General features: G+C 63.7%; 21 protein-coding genes. 7 read left to right on the top strand and 14 right to left on the bottom strand.

The features are described 5' to 3' along the window. Window positions 1-151: 151 nt before the first annotated feature. A complete protein-coding gene (gene holA, locus AC04SF_RS15370; RefSeq protein WP_488478494.1) occupies window positions 152-1,195 on the top strand; it encodes a DNA polymerase III subunit delta in 1,044 nt (347 codons plus the stop codon). Window positions 1,196-1,231: 36 nt separating this feature from the next. Here holA and AC04SF_RS15365 read toward each other — a convergent pair whose 3' ends face one another. From AC04SF_RS15365 to mnmE, 7 genes are all read right to left on the bottom strand, one after another. Further along, entirely contained in the window at window positions 1,232-2,020 is a 789-nt protein-coding gene (locus AC04SF_RS15365; RefSeq protein ID WP_488478493.1) for a DUF2182 domain-containing protein, read from the bottom strand. Window positions 2,021-2,053: 33 nt separating this feature from the next. Continuing rightward, window positions 2,054-2,680: a DUF1326 domain-containing protein gene (locus tag AC04SF_RS15360; RefSeq protein ID WP_488478492.1), complete on the bottom strand. Its 627-nt coding sequence runs from the start codon at window positions 2,678-2,680 to the stop codon at window positions 2,054-2,056. Window positions 2,681-3,331: 651 nt separating this feature from the next. Beyond that, entirely contained in the window at window positions 3,332-4,219 is an 888-nt protein-coding gene (locus AC04SF_RS15355; RefSeq protein WP_096451921.1) for a ParB/RepB/Spo0J family partition protein, read from the bottom strand. A gap of 81 nt (window positions 4,220-4,300) precedes the next feature. Further along, window positions 4,301-5,101: a ParA family protein gene (locus tag AC04SF_RS15350; RefSeq protein WP_202353643.1), complete on the bottom strand. Its 801-nt coding sequence runs from the start codon at window positions 5,099-5,101 to the stop codon at window positions 4,301-4,303. A gap of 53 nt (window positions 5,102-5,154) precedes the next feature. Next, a complete protein-coding gene (gene rsmG, locus AC04SF_RS15345) occupies window positions 5,155-5,787 on the bottom strand; it encodes a 16S rRNA (guanine(527)-N(7))-methyltransferase RsmG (RefSeq protein WP_488478491.1) in 633 nt (210 codons plus the stop codon). Beyond that, a complete protein-coding gene (mnmG, locus tag AC04SF_RS15340; RefSeq protein ID WP_488478490.1) occupies window positions 5,784-7,655 on the bottom strand; it encodes a tRNA uridine-5-carboxymethylaminomethyl(34) synthesis enzyme MnmG in 1,872 nt (623 codons plus the stop codon). Before mnmG ends, rsmG begins: the two co-directional genes overlap by 4 nt. Before the next feature lie 322 nt (window positions 7,656-7,977). Continuing rightward, on the bottom strand, window positions 7,978-9,309 hold the full coding sequence (gene mnmE, locus AC04SF_RS15335; RefSeq protein ID WP_488478489.1) for a tRNA uridine-5-carboxymethylaminomethyl(34) synthesis GTPase MnmE: 1,332 nt from the start codon (window positions 9,307-9,309) through the stop codon (window positions 7,978-7,980). A gap of 60 nt (window positions 9,310-9,369) precedes the next feature. Here mnmE and AC04SF_RS15330 point away from each other — a divergent pair, with 60 nt between their 5' ends. Continuing rightward, on the top strand, window positions 9,370-11,388 hold the full coding sequence (locus AC04SF_RS15330; protein WP_488478616.1) for a thioredoxin domain-containing protein: 2,019 nt from the start codon (window positions 9,370-9,372) through the stop codon (window positions 11,386-11,388). Between the two features lie 532 nt (window positions 11,389-11,920). On the opposite strand, the gene rho is transcribed toward AC04SF_RS15330, so the two are convergent. From rho to hemE, 3 genes are all read right to left on the bottom strand, one after another. Continuing rightward, window positions 11,921-13,186 (bottom strand): transcription termination factor Rho, encoded by a 1,266-nt coding sequence (gene rho / locus AC04SF_RS15325; protein ID WP_488478488.1) that lies wholly within the window; start codon window positions 13,184-13,186, stop codon window positions 11,921-11,923. 163 nt (window positions 13,187-13,349) lie between these two features. Continuing rightward, window positions 13,350-13,904 (bottom strand): protoporphyrinogen oxidase HemJ, encoded by a 555-nt coding sequence (gene hemJ, locus AC04SF_RS15320; protein WP_488478487.1) that lies wholly within the window; start codon window positions 13,902-13,904, stop codon window positions 13,350-13,352. Next, window positions 13,904-14,935: a uroporphyrinogen decarboxylase gene (gene hemE, locus AC04SF_RS15315; protein WP_488478486.1), complete on the bottom strand. Its 1,032-nt coding sequence runs from the start codon at window positions 14,933-14,935 to the stop codon at window positions 13,904-13,906. Before hemE ends, hemJ begins: the two co-directional genes overlap by 1 nt. Window positions 14,936-15,340: 405 nt before the next feature. On the opposite strand from hemE, the gene AC04SF_RS15310 reads away from it, so the two are divergent. The 5 genes from AC04SF_RS15310 to dnaQ all read left to right on the top strand — a co-directional run bounded on the left by AC04SF_RS15310 (window position 15,341) and on the right by dnaQ (window position 19,370). Beyond that, on the top strand, window positions 15,341-16,162 hold the full coding sequence (locus AC04SF_RS15310; protein WP_488478485.1) for a pyruvate, water dikinase regulatory protein: 822 nt from the start codon (window positions 15,341-15,343) through the stop codon (window positions 16,160-16,162). A 242-nt stretch (window positions 16,163-16,404) separates the two neighbouring features. Next, on the top strand, window positions 16,405-17,004 hold the full coding sequence (locus tag AC04SF_RS15305) for a Maf-like protein (protein ID WP_488478484.1): 600 nt from the start codon (window positions 16,405-16,407) through the stop codon (window positions 17,002-17,004). Next, window positions 16,997-17,839: a shikimate dehydrogenase gene (locus AC04SF_RS15300; RefSeq protein WP_488478483.1), complete on the top strand. Its 843-nt coding sequence runs from the start codon at window positions 16,997-16,999 to the stop codon at window positions 17,837-17,839. The genes AC04SF_RS15305 and AC04SF_RS15300 overlap by 8 nt, the downstream gene beginning before the upstream one ends. Further along, window positions 17,836-18,423 carry a dephospho-CoA kinase gene (coaE, locus tag AC04SF_RS15295; RefSeq protein WP_488478482.1) on the top strand — a complete coding sequence of 196 codons (588 nt, stop codon included), beginning with the start codon at window positions 17,836-17,838 and terminating at the stop codon, window positions 18,421-18,423. Before AC04SF_RS15300 ends, coaE begins: the two co-directional genes overlap by 4 nt. A gap of 221 nt (window positions 18,424-18,644) precedes the next feature. After that, window positions 18,645-19,370 carry a DNA polymerase III subunit epsilon gene (gene dnaQ, locus AC04SF_RS15290; protein ID WP_488478481.1) on the top strand — a complete coding sequence of 242 codons (726 nt, stop codon included), beginning with the start codon at window positions 18,645-18,647 and terminating at the stop codon, window positions 19,368-19,370. On the opposite strand, the gene AC04SF_RS15285 is transcribed toward dnaQ, so the two are convergent. The 4 genes from AC04SF_RS15285 to AC04SF_RS15270 form a co-directional block, all read right to left on the bottom strand. Further along, window positions 19,365-20,312 carry an alpha/beta hydrolase gene (locus AC04SF_RS15285; RefSeq protein ID WP_488478480.1) on the bottom strand — a complete coding sequence of 316 codons (948 nt, stop codon included), beginning with the start codon at window positions 20,310-20,312 and terminating at the stop codon, window positions 19,365-19,367. The two genes, dnaQ and AC04SF_RS15285, sit on opposite strands and share 6 nt — an antisense overlap. A gap of 19 nt (window positions 20,313-20,331) precedes the next feature. Further along, complete coding sequence (locus AC04SF_RS15280; protein ID WP_488478479.1) at window positions 20,332-21,012, bottom strand: isochorismatase family protein; 681 nt, start codon at window positions 21,010-21,012, stop codon at window positions 20,332-20,334. A gap of 319 nt (window positions 21,013-21,331) precedes the next feature. Beyond that, a complete protein-coding gene (locus AC04SF_RS15275; RefSeq protein ID WP_488478478.1) occupies window positions 21,332-22,636 on the bottom strand; it encodes a M24 family metallopeptidase in 1,305 nt (434 codons plus the stop codon). Between the two features lie 310 nt (window positions 22,637-22,946). After that, window positions 22,947-23,915: a GlxA family transcriptional regulator gene (locus AC04SF_RS15270; RefSeq protein ID WP_488478477.1), complete on the bottom strand. Its 969-nt coding sequence runs from the start codon at window positions 23,913-23,915 to the stop codon at window positions 22,947-22,949. Between the last annotated feature and the right edge of the window lie 133 nt (window positions 23,916-24,048).

Below are 24,048 nucleotides of genomic sequence, written 5' to 3'. Positions count from 1 at the left end.
TCCAGCTTGGCAAGGACGACGATCCGTCACCCACCCCTCAACCGTCTCGGCGCTAACGCGCCGATCCACCTTCTCCCGCAAGGGGAGAAGGAAAAGAGCGTCGGTGCCGATCGCCATTCACCCCAACCCCACATCATGCTAACCACCCACCATGGCACAGAAGAAAGCTTTCGAGGTCGATTCCTGGCTCGCGCGGCCTGACCCGCGCTTCTCCATCGTCCTGCTCTACGGCCCCGATCGCGGTCTCGTTTCCGAGCGGGCAAAGGCGTTTGCCGAAAAGACCGGCCTGCCGCTCGACGATCCCTTCTCCGTGGTCCGGCTCGAGGGTTCGGAGGTCGACCGCGACGAGGGCCGGCTGCTGGATGAGGCCCGCACCGTGCCGATGTTTTCCGACCGGCGGCTGCTCTGGGTGCGCAATGCCACCGGCCAGAAGGCGCTGGCCGAGGACGTCAAGGCGCTGACGGCGGAACCCGCGCGCGATGCCATCATCCTGATCGAGGCCGGCGATCTCAAGAAGGGCGTCGGCCTGCGCGCCGTGGTCGAGGGCGCGGACATCGCCATGGCGCTGCCTTGCTACGCCGACGAGGCCCGCGACATCGACACGGTCATCGACGATGAGCTGCGCAAGGCCGGCATGTCGATGACGCTGGAGGCCAGACAAGCGCTGCGCCGCAATCTCGGCGGCGACCGGCTGGCCTCGCGCGGCGAAATCGAAAAACTCATCCTTTACGCGCACGGCCAGAAGGAGATCGGGCTCGACGAGGTGAGAGCCATGTCGGGCGACGTGTCCGGCACCTCCTTCGACGACGCTGTTGACGCGCTGCTCGAAGGCAAGGTCGGCGATTTCGACACCGCCTTCACCCGCCACTGCCAGTCCGGCGGCCCGCCCTTCCTGGTGCTGTCCTCGGCGATGCGGCAATTGCAGCAGATCCAGGTCATGCGCGGCCAGATGGATTCTGCCGGCCGCAACGCCGCCTCGGTCGTTGCGGCCGCACGCCCGCCGGTTTTCTTCTCCAGGCGCAAGCTGGTGGAAAAGGCGCTGGAGCGCTGGAGCAGCGAAGCCCTCAGCCGCGCGCTGACCCGGTTGCAGACCGCGGTGCTGCAGACGCGGCGGCGGCCGGATCTTTCGGTCGCGCTGGCACGGCAGGCGCTGCTCGGTATTGCGGTGGAAAGCGCGAGGCTGGGGCAGCGATAGGAGAGCGATCCTCTCCTTTTCGGCGTCGAGTGCTGATCAATTCATCATCATGGCGCCCGCTGGCTGGAAGGTCGGCAGCGCCTGCGGAAAGACCAGCACCACCGCGCCGTAAAGCAGCAGAGCGACACCCGACACCTTTGCGATCCGATCTCCCGACGGCAGGGTCTTTTCCGCAAAGATCAGCAAGGTGACCACGGCCATGGCGGCGACATTCATGATCCCGAGCGGAAACAGGGCAAGAAACAAAAGCCAGCAGCAGCCCAGGCAGAAAAGCCCATGCTCCAGGCCCATGCGAACCGCGCCCCAGTAACCATCGCGCCATGAGGTCAGGATGAAGCCGATCGGCGTGCGGCATTTGGCCAGACACAGATCCTTCAGGGGCGAGAGTTGATAGGCGCCGGCAATCATCAGCAGCGCGCCGCCGATGCGTGCGGCCGCCGCCGTGGACAATCCCACACGTCCGGCAAGCATCTCCGCACCCGCCGCACCGGCAAAGGCGATGACACCCATCACCCCCCAGACCAGCATGTACCCGGCCACGAACACCCAGCTCGAGACAAAGGTCTCGCCCCGGCCCTGTTTGCCGGCCTGGACCTGGTGAAACGTCAGGATCATCGGCGCGGCCGTCGGAAACATCATGGCAATCATCATGATCATCCAGACGGTAAGAAACAGCGGCGCCCTCATGCCCATGGTGAGCGCGTATATGTCCATGGCCATGTCGGCGTCCATGCCCGTCTGCTGCCGGACAAGCAGGGTCCACGCCGCCGCGGCGATCGCGATCAGCAGCGCGAGAATGATGTATCGCTGCAACGTTTGCGCCATGGACGGATACGTCCCGTGCTATGCGGCCAACGTCTACTGCTGGCCGGACCAATGGATCGGGGCGTAATGTCCGTTGCGGCGGGAATTGTCCCAGCTCATGCCATGGTCGCTGAATGTACTGCCTTGCGACCCCATCGCCAGAGCGAGCCAGTCGGGATTGACAGGATGGCCGGTGGCCGCCCACATCTGCCCGTCCTCGCGCATGGTCGGCAGCGGCTCGACCGCCATATGCATGACGCCCGCAATCTCCGCCGACCGCTTCTTGCCGTCTATCCGGTAGTCTATCGGCACCTTCTTCGCGCCAAGGTTCGTGCCGATCATGGGTGCCAGCACCGCCATGGGGCCACCCGCGGCGCCGGTGAAAATGGCGCCCAGCGCCTCGGTTTGCCTGTCATCGGCGCGTTCGTCGATATAGGCGGCGGCCGTCCAATTGCCGTCCGCCATCGGACCCGGCGTGTGCGCGACCATGGCGACACTGAGCCCATCCAAGCGAACATCGCCGTAATTGCCCGTATCGATATGAAAGACCAGACCGACGTCGCAAACGCCTCTCGTCGGCTTCGATGTCAGCTGCGCGTTGGTGGACAGCAGACAAGGACAGACGACATCGCAGCTGCAATTTTCGAAGTAACTTCCGGACAATTGCCAACGGACTGCCATTTGCACCTCCCCACTTGCGTCAGGCGCATCGGCATATCGCTGTGGCGAGGCGGTGCCATCTCACGACGATCGCAGGAATGGCAAACAGCCCTCGCCGCGATGGACCGGCACGCCAGGGCAACCAATATAAGCCATATCTAATTGAGGTTACGCCGTTGTCCGGTACTGTCAAGCTGCGAGCGCGAGGGCTGTGTAGTGGTTGGCGATTGGCCGATCACCAATGTGGCCAGGGGCAGCGTAGCGGCCTGCCCTTAACCGTGGTAGTTTCGCGGCATGAAGTACACCGCAAACAATCTGGCGCACTGGGCAGGATTTTGCGGGGGGTGTTTGTTTCTCGCTGCGATCGTAGCGACCTTCCTCTGTTACGCCCCGTCGCCAAACCCGAAGCTACACTGGTGGGGGTTGTTTTGGGGCATTGCCTTGGGTCAGTTTATAAACAGCGGCTTCATCATCCCGGCAATTCGCCGACGCGTGGCAAAGCGCAAGGACGCGGCCGATCCATCGCAGATATCCTCCCATCATTGATAGATCAGCAGGGTTAGCGCGTTTCCGTTAGAAGCTTGGGGTAGCGGGCGCGCTGTCTATCACCGATATATCAGCCGCTTAAGCCTAACCTCATTTGCCGGCTAAATATCGCGTGGCCTCAACCACCTACCGCTCCTGCTTCAATCTCCGGCACAGCTCATCCAGCTGCTCCAGCGAGCGATAGGACACCCGCAGCTCGCCGCCCTTGCCTTTGTGATCGATGGCCACGATCATGCCGATCGTGTCGGTCAGCAGCTTTTCCAGCGCCAGCGTGTCGGTGTCCTTTTCCGGCGCGGCCTGCGCCTGTTTTGGCTTGGCCGGCGTCGGGCCGGCCGGCATCTGCGCCAGCGCCTCGGCCTGGCGCACCGAAAGCCCTTCCTCGACGATGCGCTTGGCAAGGCCGGCCGGATCCTCGGCCGTCACCAGCGTGCGGGCGTGGCCGGCCGACAGCGCGCCGTCGACCAGCATGTCGCGGATCACCTCCGGCAGCTTCAGCAGCCGCAGCGTGTTGGCGACATGGCTGCGGCTCTTGCCGATGACATTGCCGAGATCGGCCTGGGTGTAGCCGTGCTCGTCGATCAGCTGCTGATAGCCCTGCGCCTCCTCGACCGCGTTGAGATCGGCGCGCTGGACGTTCTCGATGATCGCCAGCTCAAGCGCGGTGCGGTCATTGACCTCGCGGATGATGACCGGGATCTCGTTCAGCCCGGCACGCTGCGCCGCCCGCCAGCGCCGCTCGCCGGCGATGATCTCGTAGCGGCCCGCCTGCGTCGGCGACGGCCGCGCCACCACCGGCTGCACCACGCCATGTTCGCGGATCGACTGGGCAAGGTCGGTCAGTTCGGCGTCGCCAAAATGCCGGCGCGGATTTTTCGGGTTCGGACTGAGGAACTCGATCGGCACCTTGCCGTCAGCGCTCATGCCCGGCTTTTCCGGTGCCGCCGGGCGATCGATCTCGCCGATCAGTGCCGCCAGGCCACGGCCCAGTCTTTTCCTCGAAAGGTCTTCGCTCATCTCTATTCCAAGTCTATTTTAGATGATTGTCTTCAGATCGTTTCGGTATCGAATCGGCTGTTAATTATGCACCCGATCTAATCAAGCGGCGCGCAATTTGCGCTCGCGGCGGATCACTTCCGAGGCCAGTTGCAGATAGGCCTGGCTGCCCGAACACTTCAGATCGTAGAGGATCGCCGGCTTGCCGTAGGACGGCGCCTCCGACACCCGCACATTGCGCGGAATGATGGTCTCGTAGACCTTGTCGCCCATATGCTGGCGCACATCCTGCACCACCTGGTTGGCGAGATTGTTGCGGCCGTCATACATTGTCAGCACGATGCCCTGGATGGTGAGCTCCGGATTGATCGAGCGGCGCACCTGTTCGACGGTTTCCAGCAATTGGCTCAAGCCTTCCAACGCGAAGAACTCGCACTGCAGCGGCACCAGCACCGAATCGGCCGCCGCCATCGAATTGAGCGTGAGAAGATTGAGCGAGGGCGGGCAGTCGATCAGCACATAGCCGAAGCCGGCAGCACGCGCCGTTGCGGCATTCAAGGCGTTGCGCAGCCGCAGCACCCGGTCGGGCGCCGAGGCGATCTCCATTTCGATGCCAAGCAGGTCGAGCGTCGACGGCACGATCGACAGGCCGGGCACAGCGGTCGGGATGGCCGCGGCTTCCAGCTCCAGCTCGCCGGTCAGCACATCGTAGGACGAGACCGTCCGGTCCTTGCGGTCGATGCCGAGGCCGGTGCTGGCATTGCCTTGCGGATCGAGGTCGACGATCAGCACCTTTTCGCCGATCGCGGCCAAAGCGGTGGCCAGATTGATGGCGGTGGTGGTCTTGCCGACCCCGCCCTTCTGGTTGGCTACGGTGATGATTCGGGGGCCGTTCTTCATCATGGGTTTATGCCAGAAATTCATTTTGGGTCGCCAAATGGCCCGACAGATCGGGATCAGACAGGTCGCAGGTCAGACAGTTCCAGGATGACGCCATGGGGGTCCGTCACACTGGGATGTTCTACCAGATCGAAGGCCCATCGGTTAACGCTTTCTTGCACTTCGGCGCGATAATCCCGGCCTTTGTGGAACAACCCGCGTGCGCCGGACGTCAGCCACGGTGCCGACAGATCGAACAAGACCGAAAGCGAGGCCAAAGCCCGCGCCGTGACGATTTGCGGTTGCGAAACAAGCGCATGGCTGTCCTCGATGCGGCGCGCGACAACCCGTGCCGGCAGGCTGAACTGGCCGATGACGGTCTGCAGGAACGACGCTTTTTTCCGGTTGCTTTCCACCAGATCGATGCTGGCCCCGGAGCGCTCAGCAAGCAAGAAAGCTATCACCAGGCCCGGAAATCCACCGCCCGAACCAATGTCGACCCAACGCGTGGCATTGGGCTCTATGCGCGCCAGCTGCGCGCTGTCGAGGATATGGCGCTGCCAGACGTCGCCTGCGGTCGACTGCGCCACGAGATTGATGCTGCGGTTCCATTTCTGGAACATCTCTTCGAACGCCACCAGGCGATCGAATGTTTCACGTGAAACCGGGCCGGCCGCGTCCTGCAGGCTCTCTAGGGAGAAAGAGCTCACGCAACGACTCTCTGCGCGCTCTCATGATGCCGGACATGGGCGACAATGATTGCCAGTGCCGCCGGCGTCATGCCCTCCATGCGTTGGGCATCGGCGATAGAGCGGGGCCTCCGCACCGCCATCTTCTGCTTCAGTTCATTGGACAGGCCGGGCACGCCGGCGAAGTCGACGGTCTCGGGGATCAGCCGGCTCTCCTCGTGGCGGATATGCGCGACATCGCTCTTCTGGCGGTCGAGATAGACCGAATATTTCGCCTCCGTTTCGAGCCGCTCGGCCGTCTTGGCATCGATGGCGCCGAACCTCGGCTCGATCCTGGCCAGCCAGGCGACGTCGACATCGGGATAGGCCAGCAGCTCGTAGCCCGACCGACGCACGCCATCGCGGTTGATCTCCAGCCCGTGCCGCGCCGCTTCATTGGGCGTCATCGCCACCGATCTGGCCAATTCGCGCGCCGCGTCGAGCCGCTGCATGACATCGCCATAGCGCTGTATCCGCTGCGCCGAAGCGATCCCGAGCCTCTGCGCCAGCGGCGTCAGCCGTTCATCAGCATTGTCGGCGCGCAGCGACAGCCGGAATTCGGCACGCGACGTGAACATGCGGTAGGGCTCGCTGATGCCGCGGCTGGTCAAATCGTCGACCATCACGCCGATATAGGCTTCGGTGCGGCTGAGCACGATCTGCTCGCCGCCCGCCGCCCGACGCGCCGCATTGAGGCCGGCGAGCAGGCCCTGCCCGGCGGCTTCCTCGTAACCGGTCGTGCCGTTGATCTGCCCGGCGAGAAACAGCCCGGCGACGCGCTTGGTCTCAAGTGTTTGATGCAGCTCGCGCGGATCGACGTGATCATATTCAATGGCATAGCCGGGCTGCAGCATGATCGCCCGCTCCAGCCCCGGAATGGTTTTCAATATGTCGAGCTGCACATCTTCGGGCAGCGAGGTCGAAATCCCGTTGGGATAGACCGTGTCGTCGTCGAGCCCTTCCGGCTCCAAAAAGATCTGGTGACCGTCGCGGTCACCGAACTTGACGATCTTGTCCTCGATCGACGGGCAATAGCGCGGCCCGACACCTTCGATCGAACCGGAGTACATGGCGGAGCGGCCGAGATTGGCGCGGATCAGCGCATGCGTGGCAGCAGTCGTGCGCGTGATGCCGCACTCGATCTGCGGCGTCTCGATACGGTCGGTCATCAAGGAGAACGGCACCGGATCCTCATCCGCCGCCTGGCTTTCGAGCGATGCCCAATCGATCGTCCGCCCATCGAGCCGCGGTGGCGTGCCCGTTTTCAACCGTCCGAGTTTGAAGCCCGCACGGTCCATCGTTGCCGACAGGCCAAGGCTTGCCTGCTCGTTCATGCGCCCGGCGACGACCTTCTTCTCGCCAATATGAATGAGGCCGCGCAGGAAGGTCCCGGTGGTAAGCACCACCGCACCGCAGGCAAGCCTGCGGCCGTCGGCCAGGAGAACAGCGGCGATCCGTCCTTCGTCGATCTCGAAATCCAGAACCTCGGCCTCGATGACATCGAGATCGTTCTGCTGCCGAATCGCTTCCTGCATGGCAAGGCGATAGAGCTTCCTGTCGGCCTGGGTGCGCGGTCCGCGCACGGCCGGACCCTTGCGGCGGTTGAGCAAACGGAACTGAATGCCGGCCGCATCCGCCACCCTGCCCATCAAGCCATCCATGGCATCGATTTCGCGGACCAGATGGCCCTTGCCAAGCCCGCCAATCGCCGGATTGCAAGACATCACGCCGATCGTGTCGAAGCGCAGCGTCACCAGCGCGGTTTTGGCGCCCGCGCGCGCTGCGGCGCTGGCCGCTTCGCACCCCGCATGGCCGCCGCCCACCACAACCACATCATAGTGATCGGTCATCTCAAATTTCCTGGACTCGAAAGATCGAGGGACACATGTCCCCACGGGGCCAAGCTGTCAAGAAAACTTCGCGGCAAGTTTCACGTGAAACAGCTGAGGGCGGCGTTCAGCAGTGTTTCACCTGAGTCACCGTCGCGACTGTTTCACGTGAGTCACTGGCCGGAATCTCCCGACATAGCCCAATTCCGTCATCCACGGGCGGAGCAGTCGCAAAGCGCAGAGCCGAGGATGACAAAATGGTTGATGTGCTCGCAAATTAACAGGTCATGCGTCAGCGTCCAACATCTGGCCGATCTCCGGCCAACTGATTGTTTCACGTGAATCATTTCCCGATGCAGAACTGCCCGAAAATCACATCGAGCATGTCCTCGACATCAATCGCGCCAACGATTCGGCCCAGGCGATCCGCCGCCAACCGCAACTCCTCGGCTCGCAGTTCCTGGCCTGCGACGCCATCGCCGGTAGCGCGGCGCAGATGGTGATTGGCCTCGCCAAGCAGCTCCACATGACGCAGTCGGGACGGCAGGATGTCGCCAATCTTACCCGCCGCATCGGCCGCTCGGCGGCCGATCTCTGTCAGCAGCGCCTCGACGCCGACCCCGTTCACAACCGAAATAACGAGATCGTATCGAGCCTCCGCTTCTCGAGCCCCTCGCTGATCCAGCAGGTCGAGCTTGGTGCCAACCCGCAGCATGGATGCGCTGCCCGGCAGTAGACCGACATCCCCGGGAGACAAAATGTCTTCCAGCAGCAGCAAGAGATCGGCGCGGCCGGCCTTGGCCCGGGCTTTCTCGATGCCGATCGCTTCGACCTTACCCGGCGCTTCCCGCAAACCAGCCGTGTCCGTCAGCCTGACGCGCAGCCCGCCGAGATCAAGCGTCACCTCGAGCAGGTCACGGGTCGTGCCGGGCTCATCCGTTACAATAGCTGCATCGCGCCGCGCCAAAGCGTTGAACAGACTCGACTTGCCGGCATTCGGCGCACCGAGAATAACGACCTCGAAGCCTTCGCGGATGATCTCAGCGGCGTGAAATCCGGCGATGTGGCGATCGATTTCGCCGACCATCGCCCGGACATCCGACCAGACCGTATCCGAAACGGATCCAGGTACATCGTCTTCGTCGGCGAAGTCGATCTCCGCCTCGATCATGGCGCGTGCATGGATCAGCCGGCGACGCCAGCCCAGATAAAGCGCGCTCTGCACGCCCTCAGCATTCTGGACCGCAAAGCGCCGCTGCGCCTCGGTCTCGGCATTGACCAGATCGGCCAAGGCTTCCGTCTCAACCAGGTCGACCTTGCCGTTGAGAAAGGCGCGGCGCGTGAATTCGCCTGGCTCCGCGTGCCTCACACCGTCAAAACCAGCGATGATCTCCAGCATCCTGGTCACCACGGCGCGTCCGCCATGGACATGGAATTCAGCGACATCCTCACCGGTAAAGCTGGCCGGACCGGGAAAGAAAATGACAAGACCGCTGTCCAGCACGGTTCCATCCGGTGCCCTGAACTTGCGCAGAACCGCCGCACGCGCCTTAACCATGCCGCCGGCGATCGTTTCGACTACGAATCGAGTCTGCGGGCCGGAAATACGCAGCACGGCAACGCCGGCCGGAAGCCGGCCGCTCGACAATGCCACGATCGAATCGCCTGAAATCATTTGCCCGCTCTGTTGAACCGCCCTAGCTTCGCGCCTTCAAGACAACCCGAGTTGCCCATTGTGACATTGCCCGCGCAAAACCTGCTTGCCGAAGAGGCCAGCCCCTATCTGCAGCAGCACAGCGGCAATCCCGTCCATTGGCGGGCCTGGTCGCCGGCATCGCTCGAAGAAGCCAAGACGCTCGACCGCCCGATCCTGCTCTCGATCGGCTATGCCGCCTGCCACTGGTGCCATGTCATGGCGCATGAAAGCTTCGAGAATGACGGCGTCGCAGCCGTCATGAACCGTCTGTTCGTCAATATCAAGGTCGACCGCGAGGAGCGTCCCGACATCGACCAGATCTATATGGCCGCGCTCTCCTCGATGGGCGAGCAAGGCGGCTGGCCGTTGACCATGTTCCTGACACCGGACGGCAAGCCGTTCTGGGGCGGCACCTATTTTCCGCGCGAGGCCCGCTATGGCCGCCCGGGCTTCATCCAGGTCATGGAAGCGGTCGACAAGGCCTGGCGCGAGAAGCGCGACAGCCTGCACCAGAGCGCCGACGGCCTGACCTCCCATGTCGAAGCGCGGCTTTCCGGCACGCACGCCAAGGAAAGCCTCGACCGCGGCACGCTCACCGACCTCGCCGGCCGCATCGACGGCATGATCGATCGTGACCTTGGCGGCCTGCGCGGCGCGCCGAAATTCCCCAACGCCCCGTTCATGCTCACGCTGTGGCTGTCCTGGCTGCGTGACGGCAATGCCAGCCACCGCGATGACGTGCTCATCAGCCTCGAACATATGCTGAGCGGCGGCATCTATGACCATATTGGCGGCGGACTCAGCCGCTACTCGACCGACGCGGAATGGCTGGTGCCGCATTTCGAGAAGATGCTTTACGACAATGCGGAACTGATCCGCTTCTGCAACTGGGCTTTCGCGGCCAGCGGCAATGATCTGTTCCGGATACGAATCGAAGAGACCGTCGACTGGCTGCTGCGCGAGATGCGCGTCGATGGCGGCGCCTTCGCCGCCAGCCTCGACGCCGACAGCGATGGCGAGGAAGGACTGTTCTACACCTGGAGCAAGCAAGAGATCGAAGCCGTCCTTGGTGACGATTCAACCTTGTTTTTCAAATACTTCACGCTTTCCAGCCCGCATGGTTGGGAAGGCAAGCCTGTGGTCCATCAAACCAGAGCCCAGCAAGCCCAGGGCGTAGCCGATCGCGAGCAATTGATTCCGATAAAGGCAAGGCTTCTCGCCGCCCGGCAAGAGCGGGTTCGGCCAGGCCTGGATGCAAAGACCCTGACCGACTGGAACGGCCTGATGATCGCTGCTCTGGCCGAGGCCGGCCGCTCGCTGAACCGGCCCGACTGGATCGAGGCCGCGGCCGGGGCCTTTGCCCATATCAGCTCCGCCAACCGCGACAGGCGTCTGCCGCATTCCATGCTCGGCGCCCGGAAACTGTTTCCCGCTTTGTCTATCGACTACGCCGCGATGGCCAATGCGGCGATCTCGCTGTTCGAGGCATCGGGCGATTGGACCTATGTCGACCAAGCGAAGCAATTCATCGAACAGCTCGACCATTGGCACGCCGACGCAAGGGGCACAGGCTATTTTCTGACCGCTTCGGACAGCACCGATGTGCCGATCCGCATCCGGGGCGATGTCGACGAAGCGATTTCGTCAGCCACCAGCCAGATCATCGCAGCGCTGGCGCGGCTCGCTTCCGTCACCGGCGACCTCAACCTCGGGGAAAAAGCCTGGAAGGTCGCCGAGCACGCTGCCGGCCGTGCGGCGCACCAGGCCTATGGCCAGGCCGGCATCGTCAATGCCTGCGCGCTGGCGATCGAGCCGCTGAAGCTGGTGCTGATAGACGATATGGCGAATCCCAAGCTTGTTCCGGTCGCGAATCGATGCCCCGACCCGCGTCGCGTCGACATTATCGCCGCGATCGGTTCGGCAACGAATCGACCCTTGCTGCCCGGTGGGGTTCTGCCGCCGACCGACAGGGTGGGTGCCTGGCTTTGTACCGGGCAGGTCTGTTTGCCAGTGGTGACGGATGCAGGAGAATTGGAGCGGCTGTTGCGGCGTGGCTAGCAGCGCCGGAGGACTACGCCGACGGCCCCTGGCTTCACATACCAAGCGTCAGCGCTGCCCCGCATGCAGCTTGGCGCATGAATTGTCTTATGCGGCGCTGGCCGCCCCCCCCCACTCCGTCTCGGCTTCGCCGAGCCACCTGCCGGGGCGAGCCACGGGTCTCGCCCGTCCTTCGGACCCCCCGCTCGACGGGGTAGAGGAAAGGCGCCAGGCTCTTTGCCGTCAACGCCCTTCCAGCAACGCTCCCTTCCTTTCCCTGCGGAGGGGGGAAAGGTGGCGCTGCGAAGCAGTGACGGATTGGGGGAACCACGCGGCAATCAAGCCCCGGGCTGATCAGTCACGTCAAAGAAAATGTGCGCATAGCGCAGCCGCTTCGCGGGGAGAAATGCCCGGCAGGGCAATGAGGGGCGGCGCTAACTTGGGCGACTTACCGCCAGGGCAATGCAGACCTAACCTCAGGCAATGAAAAACCCCATCCCGGTTTCCCGGAACGGGGTTTCAATTCGCAGGCCGGAAAGGTCCGGACAGACCGTTACGTATTCATCGAATCGAAGAAGTCGCCATTGGTCTTGGTCTGCTTCAGCTTGTCGATGAGGAACTCGATCGCGTCGGTGGTTCCCATCGGCGCCAGGATGCGGCGCAGCACGAAGATCTTCTGCAGATCCGAGCGCGGAACCAGCAGGTCCTCCTTGCGCGTGCCGGACTTCAGGATATCCATGGCCGGATAGATGCGCTTGTCGGCGACCTTGCGGTCGAGCACGATTTCCGAATTGCCGGTGCCCTTGAACTCTTCGAAGATGACTTCGTCCATGCGGCTGCCGGTATCGATCAGCGCGGTGGCGATGATGGTCAGCGAGCCGCCTTCCTCGATGTTACGGGCCGCACCGAAGAAGCGCTTCGGCCGCTGCAGCGCGTTGGCGTCGACACCGCCGGTCAGCACCTTGCCCGATGACGGCACCACGGTGTTGTAGGCGCGGCCGAGGCGGGTGATGGAATCGAGCAGGATGACGACATCGCGGCCATGCTCGACCAGACGCTTGGCCTTTTCGATGACCATTTCGGCGACCTGCACGTGGCGCACCGCCGGCTCGTCGAAGGTCGAGGAGACAACCTCGCCCTTCACCGAGCGCTGCATGTCGGTCACTTCTTCCGGCCGCTCGTCGATCAAAAGCACGATCAGATAGCATTCGGGGTGATTGGTGGTGATGGAGTGGGCGATGTTTTGCAGCAGCACCGTCTTACCGGTACGCGGCTGCGCGACGATCAGCGCGCGCTGGCCTTTGCCGAGCGGCGCCACCAGGTCGATGACGCGGGCCGAGATGTCCTTGGAGGTCGGGACCTCCATTTCCATCTTCAGCCGCGAGGTCGGGTAGAGCGGCGTTAGATTGTCGAAGTGGATCTTGTGACGGATCTTTTCGGGATCGTCGAAATTGATGGTGTTGACCTTGAGCAGCGCGAAATAGCGCTCGCCCTCTTTCGGGCTGCGGATCGGCCCTTCGACCGTATCGCCGGTCTTCAGCGAAAAGCGCCGGATCTGCGACGGCGAAATGTAGATGTCATCGGGACCTGGCAGGTAGTTGGCGTTGGCCGAACGCAGGAAGCCGAACCCGTCCTGAAGGACCTCGACCACGCCATCGCCGATGATCTCGACGTCCTGTGCGGCCAGCTTCTTCAGGATCGCGAACATCAGTTCCTGCTTGCGCATGACACTGGCGTTCTCGACCTCGAGCGATTCGGCATAAGCGATCAGCTCTGGCGGCTTCTTGTTCTTGAATTCGGTAAGTTTCATTTCTTGCATAGACGGACTCTGGGTGAGCTTTGGGAAAAATATCGGCGGGATGCGACAAATGCCGGGCGCGGCCGAGAACAATGAAGGGGCGGCGCATGACGGGAAGGAAGACCCGTCTTTTATCGTCGGTCGGGTGAAAGAGCAAGCCGCGTTTTAAAAGGCCTGATCGGCCTCAGAACGGCTTGACGACAACCAGGATCACGATAGCGATCATCAGCAATGTGGGGATCTCGTTGACGATCCGCCAGTGCCTCGCCGGTTTTTCGTTACGATCCTCGGCGAATTTGCGCACCGCGCCGGCGAGATAGCCGTGAACGGCGGACAGAAGAAGCACCAAACCGATCTTGGCATGCAGCCACCCGCCGTGGAATCCAAAGACTTTCCAGGCAAGCCACAGACCGAACACCCAGGTGACGATCATCGCCGGATTGATGATGCCGCGCAGCAGTCGCCGCTCCATGACCTTGAAGGTCTCCGACTGCACCGACCCTTTCTCGGCATCGACGTGATAGACGAACAGCCGCGGCAGATAGAGCATGCCGGCCATCCAGGAAATGACGGCAAGGATATGGATCGCCTTTGCCCAGGGATAGAAACTGTCCGGTGCGATAAAAAACAAAAGCGCTGTCGCCACGATAAGCACAACGATGCTGATGACCATGCGCATCATCGCCTGTCCGGTGCTGTTGGTGTTGCCAGTGTCCTTCGTGTTATTTGACTGAGCCATCAGCGTGTCGCGCTCCTCACCTGTTTCACCATCGCCTCGACATGCGCGATCGGCGTCTCCGGCGTGATGCCGTGGCCGAGATTGAAGATCAGCGGTCCCTCACCCAGCGCTTTCAGGATCGTCTCGACGCCGTCGGACAGCGCCTTGCCGCCAGCCACGAGGCGCAAGGGATCGAGATTGCCCTGGACCGCACCCGAGCGCTGCAGATCCTTCGCCGCCGCCAGCGGCACCGTCCAGTCGATCCCTAGCCCCGTCACGCCGGTCTTCTGTCGATAGGTCCGGTAGCGGGCGCCGGCGCCCTTGGGAAAACCGATGATCGGCACATCGGGATGGACGGCGCGAACCTGCCTGACGATCTCGGCCACCGGCCAGACGCAGAACTGGTCGAACGACGCATCGTCGAGAACGCCGGACCAGGAGTCGAAAATCTGCACGACGTCGGCGCCGGCTTCAATCTGGCGGATCAGATAGGCGGCCGAATGATCGGCCAACACCTTCAAGAGCTGTTGAAACGCTGCCGGCTCGCGATAGGCGAACAGCCGCGCCGGCGCCTGGTCAGGCGTCCCATGGCCGGCAATCATGTAGGTCGCCACCGTCCAGGGCGCGCCGCAGAAGCCGATCAGCGTGGTTTCCTCAGGCAGTTTCGCCCGCAGCCGGCGAACCGTCTCGTAGACCGGTTCGAGATTCACGTGAAACACATCGCTTTCCAGAGCCATGATCTCGGCAACCGAGATCGGCGTCAAAAGCGGTCCTCTTCCCTCTTCGAAACGAACGTCACGGCCAAGCGCATGCGGAACGACAAGAATGTCCGAGAACAGGATCGAGGCATCGAAGCCGAAGCGCTCGATCGGCTGCAGCGTCACTTCGACGGCAAGATCGGGATCGTAGCAGAGGTCGAGGAACGAACCGGCGCGCCTGCGTGTCTCCCGATACTCCGGCAGATAGCGCCCGGCCTGACGCATCATCCAGAGCGGAGGCGGAAAATGAGCCTCGCCTTTCAGGACGTCCAGCATGATCCGGCTTTTGGGCATCGAGCGCTTACCCTCTCCCAGCCTTCCTATAATCAAAGATTCTTATATCTAAGATTCTTCTGATTCTAAGAGTCTGTTGGTTGTGGTGGTTGTCACCTGTCCCGCTTCATCAGTCAAAAAGCCAGCAAGCATATTGTCGCGCGCTTCTCTCTCCCGGCTGTAGGGTTCTGGGGATAGTTCGGAATCCGTCATCGGTTACAAAGCGTTAGGGAGCCGTGGAAAGAGCCCGCCCTGTGGACAGAAGCAAGGCAAAAGAGACCGTCCCCAGATTTGTCCCCAGCCGGCCGACCAAGCTGACAGAGGGGCGAATTGTGGACAAACTGCCATCTGATACAGTCGCCTCCAACCGGCCGCTCTTTCTGTCCCGGTTTATCCACATCCGCCCACAGCCTGGAGGCATCCCCTGTGAACAAACCCCAGAGCTTCTTTCACCTGCACCTGATTTCCGACGCGACCGGCGAAACGCTGCTCGCGGCCGGCCGGGCGGCTTCGGCGCAATACAAGGACGCGCGGGCGATTGAACACATCTACCCGCTCATCCGCACCGAAAAGCAGGTGGCCAAGGTGTTCGAGGACATTGAGGAGGAGCCGGGCATCATCCTCTACACGGTCGTCGACCAGAAGCTGGCGCGCGGCATTGACGAGCGCTGTGCGGCGATGGGCCTGCCCTGTGTGTCGGTGCTGGAGCCGGTGCTCACCGTCTTCCAGTCCTATCTCGGCACGCCGGCCGGACGCCGCGTCGGCGCCCAGCATGTTCTCGACGCCGAATATTTCCGCCGCATCGATGCGTTGAATTTCACCATGGAGCATGATGACGGCCAGCTGCCGGCCAATATGGACGATGCCGACATCGTGCTGATCGGCATCTCGCGTACGTCGAAGACGCCGACCAGCATCTATCTCGCCAACCGCGGCATCAAGACCGCCAACATCCCGATCGTGCTCGGCGTGCCGGTGCCGGAAAGCCTGGTCAGCGCCTCGAAGCCGCTGATCGTCGGGCTGATCGCCACCGCCGAGCGCATCTCCCATGTCCGGCAAAACCGCATCCTCGGCAACAGCAGTACCTACGAAGCATCGGACTATGTCGACCGCGCGGCGATCACCGAGGAGCTCGCCTACGCCCGCCAGATCTGCACCCGCCATGGCTGGCCGATGATCGACGTCAGCCGCCGCTCGATCGAGGAAACGGCGGCGGCCATCGTTGCCCTGCGAGGGAAGACACGCTAGGGCAGACGAGACAAGTGAGCATTCCGTCACGCACCCCTCATCCGACCTCGCTTCGCGAGGCCACCTTCTCCCACAAGGGGAGAAGGAAGAGCCTGGCGCCGGCGCCCCGCAAAGACCATCGGTTGGCGATTTGCGGCAGCGTCAACGCAGCACTTCCCTTCTCCCCTTGTGGGAGAAGGTGGCCGAGCGCAGCTCGGTCGGATGAGGGGTGCGTGACGGAACGCCAACCCTGGTAAACAAGCATGACCGAAAAAATCATCCTCGCCTCAGGCAGTCCGTTCCGCAAGGCGATGCTCGTCAATGCCGGCATCGACGTCGAAGCCGTCCCCGCCGATGTCGACGAACGCGCGCTCGAGGCGCCTTTACAGGACAGCGGTGTCTCGCCCGAAGATGTCGCTTTGGTGCTGGCCGAGGCCAAGGCCACGGAAGTGAGCGAACGCCGGCCCGGCGCCCTGGTGCTCGGCTGCGACCAGACTTTGTCACTTGGCGACGAGGTGTTCCACAAGCCGGCCGACATGGAGGGCGCGCGCCGTCACCTCCTGGCACTGTCGGGCAGGACCCATCAGCTCAACAGCGCCGCTGTCCTTGTCCGTGACGGCAAGGTGCTGTGGCGGCATGTCGGCATCGCCGGCATGACCATGCGCAAGCTCGACCCCGGCTTCATCGGCCGCCATCTCGCCCGTGTCGGCGCCAAGGCGCTGGCCAGCGTCGGCGCCTACCAGATCGAAGGTGAAGGCATTCAATTGTTCGAGAAGATCGAAGGCGACCATTTCACCATAGTCGGCCTGCCGCTTTTGCCGCTGCTAGCCGAACTGCGCACGCTGGGGGCCATCGATGGTTGAGGCCTCGAAAAAAGCCTTCGTCACCGGCCATCCGATCAAGCATTCGCGCTCGCCGAAAATCCATGGCCATTGGCTGGCAAAACACGGCATCGACGGCAGCTACGAGGCGATCGATGTGGCGCCGCAGGATTTCGCCGAATTCATCGCGACATTGCAGGCAAACGGGTTTCGCGGCGGCAATGTCACCATCCCGCACAAGGAAGCCGCCTTCGCGCTCACCGCACGCCGCGACCAGGCGGCCGAAGAGATCGGCGCTGTCAACACGCTGTGGTTCGAGAACGACGTCCTGTGGGGCGGCAACACCGATGGCCACGGTTTTGCCGCCAACCTCGATGACTACGCGCCGGGCTGGGCAGGCACGGGCGCTGCCGTGGTACTCGGCGCCGGCGGCGCGTCCCGCGCCGTTATCCAGGCGCTGAAGCAGCGCGGTGTTCGTGACATCCGCATCGTCAACCGCACCCTCGCCCGGGCGCAGGAATTGCGCGATCGTTTCGGCGCCGGTGTCTCGGCGCATGGCACGGCGGCGACCAACGAATTGCTGGCCGACGCCGGCCTGCTGGTCAACACCACGGCACTCGGCATGGTCGGCAATGAAGGCCTTGCCGCCGATCCGGCCCTGCTGCCGGACCATGCCGTCGTCACCGACCTCGTCTATGTGCCGCTGGAGACCCCGCTGCTCGCCGCCGCGCGCGCCAGGGGGCTGAAGACGGTCGACGGGCTCGGCATGCTCCTCAACCAGGCCGTGCCCGGCTTCGAACACTGGTTCGGTATCAGGCCGCAGGTCACGGCGGAGCTGCGCGCGATCATCGTTGCCGATCTGGTGCCGAAACCATGATCGTGCTCGGCCTTACCGGCTCGATCGGCATGGGCAAGTCGACGACGTCAAAGATGTTCGCCGAGGCGGGCGTGCCGGTCCATGATTCCGACGAGGCGGTGCATCGCCTCTATTCGGGCGCGGCGGCGCCTTTGGTCGAGGCCGCCTTTCCCGGCACCACGGTTGGCGGTGTGGTCGACCGCGCAAAGCTTGGCGCGCGCGTGCTAGGCGATACGGCCGCGCTGAAGCGGCTGGAAGCAATCATCCATCCGCTGGTGCGCGCCGACGCCGACGCCTTTCTGGCCATGCATCGGAACGCTGGCGAATCGATCGCCGTGCTCGACATCCCGCTGCTGTTCGAAACCGGCGGCCGTAGCCGCGTCGACAAGGTCGTCGTCGTCACCGCGCCCGCCGAAGTGCAGCGCCAGCGCGTGCTGGCGCGGCCGGGCATGACGGAAGAAAAACTGGCGGCGATCCTGGCCAAACAGGTGCCGGATGAGGAGAAACGCCGGCTGGCGGATTTCGTCATCGACACCGGCCAGGGGCTGGATGCCGCCCGCGCCCGGGTCGATGGAATCATTGCGCAACTGATCGGGGGTCGCTGACGCCCTTCCTTCCCTTCTCCCCTTGCGGGAGAAGGTGGCCTCGCGAAGCGAGGTCGGATGAGGGGTGCTCCAGCTTGGCGCCGACGGCATTCCGTCACCCACCCCTCAACCGTCTCGGCGCTGCGCGCCGATCCACCTTCTCCCACAAGGGGAGAAGGAAAAAGAGGCATTGCCATTTTGTGCCGGTCTCACGATTCTGCTCGCCAGGAGCACCTGATTCGATGCGCGAGATCATCTTCGACACGGAAACCACCGGCCTTGATTCGCGCGACGACCGCGTGATCGAGCTGGGCGGCGTCGAGCTGGTCAACCGGTTCCCGACCGGCAGGACCTTCCACCACTATATCAACCCTCAAGGGCGGGCGATCCATGAGGAGGCGCAGGCGGTGCACGGCATCAGCGCGGCCGACCTCGCGGGCAAGCCGTCCTTTGCCGAGATTGCGCAGGAGTGGCTCGACTTCACCGACGGCGCCAAGCTGGTCGCGCACAACGCCACATTCGACATCGGCTTCCTCAATGTCGAGTTCGGCCGGCTCGGCCATCCCGTCGTCGATCCTGGCCGCGTCGTCGACACGCTGGCGCTTGCGCGCCGCAAGCACCCGATGGGCCCCAATTCGCTCGATGCGCTCTGCCGGCGCTACGGCATCGACAACACCAAGCGCACCAAGCACGGCGCGCTGCTCGATTCCGAATTGCTGGCCGAGGTCTATATCGAGCTGATCGGCGGCAAGCAGGCCGCGCTCATCCTCGACAGCGCCACCGCGCCGGCGCAGGGCGAGAATGTCAGGCACATCGAGATCATCGTCGCCGAGCGCCCGCGGCCGCTGCTGCCGCGCCTGACGGAAGCGGAGCGCGCGGCGCATGCCGCCATGGTCGCCACGCTCGGCGAAAAAGCGCTCTGGCTAAAGGCCAATTCATCTGAAAAGAGCGTCGCGGCGTCCTCATAGATACGGCCACTCGCCCCGCCCCAGCGCCGCGACCGCCGCGACGATGCGGCCAAAAGCTTCCGCCGCAGCCGGAACAGTCGTACGGGCGCGCAGAAAACTGTGCACCAGACGGGTCTCCTCGTGCCACCAGGCCTTGCCGCCGGCCGCAACGATGCGGTCACGGTAAGCTTCGCCATCCGACGACAGCGGATCGCACTCGGCTGAGATGATCACCGTCGGCGGCAGACCGGAAAAGTCGCTGTCGCGCAGGGGGGAAAATGTCGGATCGTCAGGCGATTGCCGCTTGGCCGAGCGGACGTCGCGGTAGAAGGCGATGTCGCCGACGGACAGCAGCGGTGCGTCGGCATGCTCGACATAGGAGCCGGCGCGCTCGTCGCCGCCGAGGCCGGGATAGATCAGCACCTGGCCAATCGCGGCACGCCGGCGCGTCGCCTGCGCCACTGCTGCGGCGAGATTGCCGCCGGCGCTCTCGCCGCACAGCACGATCGGCAGGTCGCTGGCTGCAGCCGCCCAAGCAAACGCCGCCATCGCATCGTTGAAGGCGGCGGGATGAACATGCTCCGGCGCCAGCCGGTAGTCGACCGACAGCACGTCGAAACCGGTGCCGGCGCAGATCTCGGCGCAGATGTCGTCATGGCTGTCGAGGTTACCCAGAATAAATCCTCCGCCATGGAAATAGAGCACCATGGCCCGCGCGGCCTTGCCGACAAGCTGGTAGTGACGGATCGGTATGCCGTGGCCCGATGCGGCGACCAGGCCGTCGCTGGCCTTGACCGCCGGCGGGCGGCCCCGATCGAAAGTCCGGCACATCCGGTCATAGACCGCGCGCTGCTTGTCGATCGGCAGCCCGATGATCTCGGGCGGGTACCAGGCGTTGACGCTGTCTATATAGGCCCACAGCGCCGGGTCGAGCCGTGTTTCATATTTGCCGCGGCCGGTCATGTCGCTCTGCTTCAACCTGTCATAGATCGGCGTAGAGCGTCGCCGCATTGTCGAAGGTGAAGCGCAACGGCACGGAGCCTTCGACCTGCCAGGCGGTGGCCGTCTCGCCGGCCAGCAGCCGGCAGGCGCTGTCCGTGTCGGTGACGGCGCCGCCATAGAGCCGGTTGGCGAGGTTGAGGATGCCGGTCTGGTGCATGGCCGCGCTGCCGCTGCCGCAGGCATCCTTGACCAGGAGCACGCGAAATCCCTTTGCAACGGCGTCTTTCACGGTGGCGTCGATGCAGGCTTCGGTCCAGACGCCTGATATGACCAGCCATTCGATGCCGGAGGCCTTAAGCCGATCGGCGGCAGGACCGGCGCGAAAGGCGCTGGCCTCGGCCTTGATCAGCAGCGCCTCGCCGTTCGCCGGTGCCACCTCATGGCAGATCTCGGTCAGCGGATCGCTCTTGTCGGAAAAGGCCGACTTGCCGTCGGCGCCAAGGGGATGAAAGGGTCGGTCCTGCTTGTCGAGATCGACGATATAGGCCCAGTGCTGGAGCGGCACCTGGTTGGCGCGCGCCGCTTCCTGCAGCCGCCGGACGTTGGCCAGGATGCCGGCAAAGCCCTCGACCAGATAGCGCTTGTCCTGCCGGTGCTCTTCCTGCAGGTCGACGAAGACGGCGGCAACGGTGCCGCGCTTGATGGAGATCGGGGTTTTCATGCGGATGGGCCTAGGTTCGCGGTCAACGCCGTTCTGTTCAGCGGGATGGCGCCAGCGCTGGCGATTGGCCGTCGACTCTCCGACGTCGTCATCCACGGGCGGAGCAGCCGCGAAGCGGCGTCGCGGAGACCCGAGGATCCATGCCGTGACATTGCTGACGGGTGCAGCGGTGCAGAATTCTGGACCGTTGCGGCGCGCCGAGGTCGCGGCATGGATCCTAGGGTCTGCGCCGCGTCGCTTCGCTCCTTGCTCCGCCCTAGGATGACGAAGCGATGGGAGGCTGCGCCAGCTACGAAGGTCACGTCACCGAGGAGGGCTATCAAACCTGCGTCTCCAAAAACTCGTCCTCATAGGGGAAGCGCGACAGAAGCTCGGTGCCGGTCTCTGTGATCAGGATCTCGTCCTCCAGCTTGACGCCCTCGCGGCCGCCCTTCTCGCCGATATAGCTTTCCACGCTCACCACCATGCCTGGCACGATATGGCCGTCGCGGCCATAGGTCTCGTAATCCATGGCATGCGCGATGAACGGTGTCTCGCCATGCATGCCGACGCCATGCATCACCGAGGTGTAGCGCTGGTCGACGAAGCGGTCCGGGATTTTCCAGGCCTTCTCGGCGATCTCGCGAAACGCCATGCCGGGTTTGACGATCGAGATGTTGTGCTGAACCTGGTCATGCGCCATGCGATAGAGTGATTTCTGGTAGGGCGTCGGTCTGCCCGGCCCGCAGCGGAAGGTGCGGGAGAAATCCGAATAATAGCCGTAGCAGCCGATTGTGTCGGTATCGAGCGCCAGCAATTCGCCGGGCCTGATCTTGCGGCCGCTGGCCTCGTTGAACCACGGGTTGGTGCGCTGGCCGGAGGTCAGCAGCCGGGTCTCGATGAACTCGCCGCCCTGGCGGATGACCTCGCCATACATGATGGCGAACAACTCGTTTTCGGAGACGCCGGGCTTGATCGCCTCGCGCACGGCATAGACGGCGGCCTCGGCGCCGGCCATCGACACCTGCAGGCATTTGACCTCCTCCGGCGTCTTCACCGCGCGCACCGCGAGAATCTCGCCCTGGCAATCGCGGACGTCGCAGCCACGCTTTTCCAAAGCCAGCGCCTGCAGATGGCTGCAGCGGTCGAGCCCGAGCTTCATCGAGCCGCCGCCATGTCTTTTCAGGAGCTCGGCGATCTCGTCGGCGAAGGGGCCGGCGGTCTCGTCGTCGCGGCCGGAGACCGACGACCAGACGAGCTTGGAAGGACGCGCCTCGTCGATCGTGTCGAGCACCATCGAGACATGATAACTCTGCGGATATTCGAACAGCACGATCGGCCCTTCGGTGGGCACGAAGAAATAGCGGGTCGAGTTGCGCAGGAAATAGCCGAACATGTTGCGCGAGCCGGTGGCGTAGCGCTGGTTATAGGGGTCGAACAGCACCACACCGCCATAACCGGCCTCGCGCATCCAGCCGCGAAGTTTCGCCAGCCGGCCTTTGCGCAGCGCATCCGCGTCGATGAAGGACGGCTCGGTGTCCGACAGCCACATGCCGCCGGCCGGATCGGCCGCCGCGGGGTGGCGCATGCGGTCCTTGAAGTCGACGTCCTCGGTGCTGTCGGGGTCGAATACGACGATGCTCATTTGTGTCTGGCCTTGGGTGGGTTGCGAGGTCTGACCATGGCGCAGGCGGGGCGGAGGTATTGTGCGGAAAACCGCGTTTGTTGTGCGGAATGCCGCTGGTGGATTAAGAGAGGCAGGCGCAAGGCCCCCCTCTCTGTCCTGCCGAACATCTCCCCCTCAAGGGGGGAGATTGGCAGCTTTGGCCTCATCGCCTTCTTTTCGACTTCGGAAATTGGCGAAGGCGGTGGCGACAGCGATCTCCCCCCTTGAGGGGGAGATGCCCGGCAGGGCAGAGAGGGGCGATGCCCCGCTAACATCAACATGCCGAAAGCTAATGCCGCCTCGCCAGTTTCGGCGGATGCCCGTGCTCTTCGCGAAACGCCCGGGCAAAACTCGACATCGAGGCAAAGCCGCAGGCCAGCGCGACGTCGCGCACGGCGAGCGTCGAATGCGCCAGGAGATCCGCGGCGCGCTTCAGCCGAAGGCGCCGGTAGTAGCCGTTGGGCGAGATGGCGAGTTCGGAGCGGAAGGAGCGTTCGAGCTTGTCGGACGACACGCCGAGCCGCGCCGTCAGCTCCGCCATGCCGAGCCGCTCCTCGACCGCGTCTTCCATGATGGCGATGGCCGACAGCACCAGCTCGTTCTGCACGCCGGTGCGCAGCCTGAGCGGCATCAGCTTGCGGTCGACGCTTGAACGCAACTGGCTGTGCACGAACCACTCGGCGACGCCGGCGGCAAGCTCGGCGCCATAGTCCCGGGTGATGATCTCCAGCATCATGTCGAGGCTGCCGACGCCGCCGGCCGAGGTGAAACGCTTGCGGTCGATGACATAGAGATCGCGCCGCAGTTCGATATTGGGGAACGCCTCGGTGAAGGCGGCCTGGCTGGTCCAGTGTAAGGTGCAGGCATGGCCGTCGAGCAGGCCGGCCCGCGCCAGGAAGAACGCCGCATCCGCCACCGCGCCGATATGGGCACCATTGCGCAGGCTGCGGCGGATCCAGCTCGCGGCATCCTCGGCGACGAGGTGATCTGCATCGCCGCCCGAGCAGACGACAATGCGATCGACCTTCGGCGCATCCTCCGCGTAAAAACCCGGCTGGATGACGACGCCGTTCGAGGCCTCGACAGCCCCTTTCGTGCCGCCGACGATGATCCAGCGATAACACTGCCGCTTCGCCAGGATGTTGGCCGCACGCAGCGGCTCGATGACCGAGCTGAACGCCATCATCGGAAAGCCGGGGAACACCAGCACCGCGAAGGTCAGGGTCTCGATGGGTTTTTCGGGTTCGCGCGTGGCCATGGCCGCTACATCTCGGGCGAATGAGGTTTTGGGTCAACGGTAATTGGCGACCGATGCGCGAAGCGCGGTTTGCTTTGGCCGTCGGGACGGCGGTGAAAAAGTTCGTCTGACGTCGGCGGGACAGCACCCCCCT

The sequence above is a fragment of the Mesorhizobium sp. CNPSo 4671 genome, assembly GCF_057784245.1.
The sequence above is the reverse complement of the archived record's forward strand: the minus strand, read 5'-3'. Positions and strand labels throughout refer to the sequence as shown.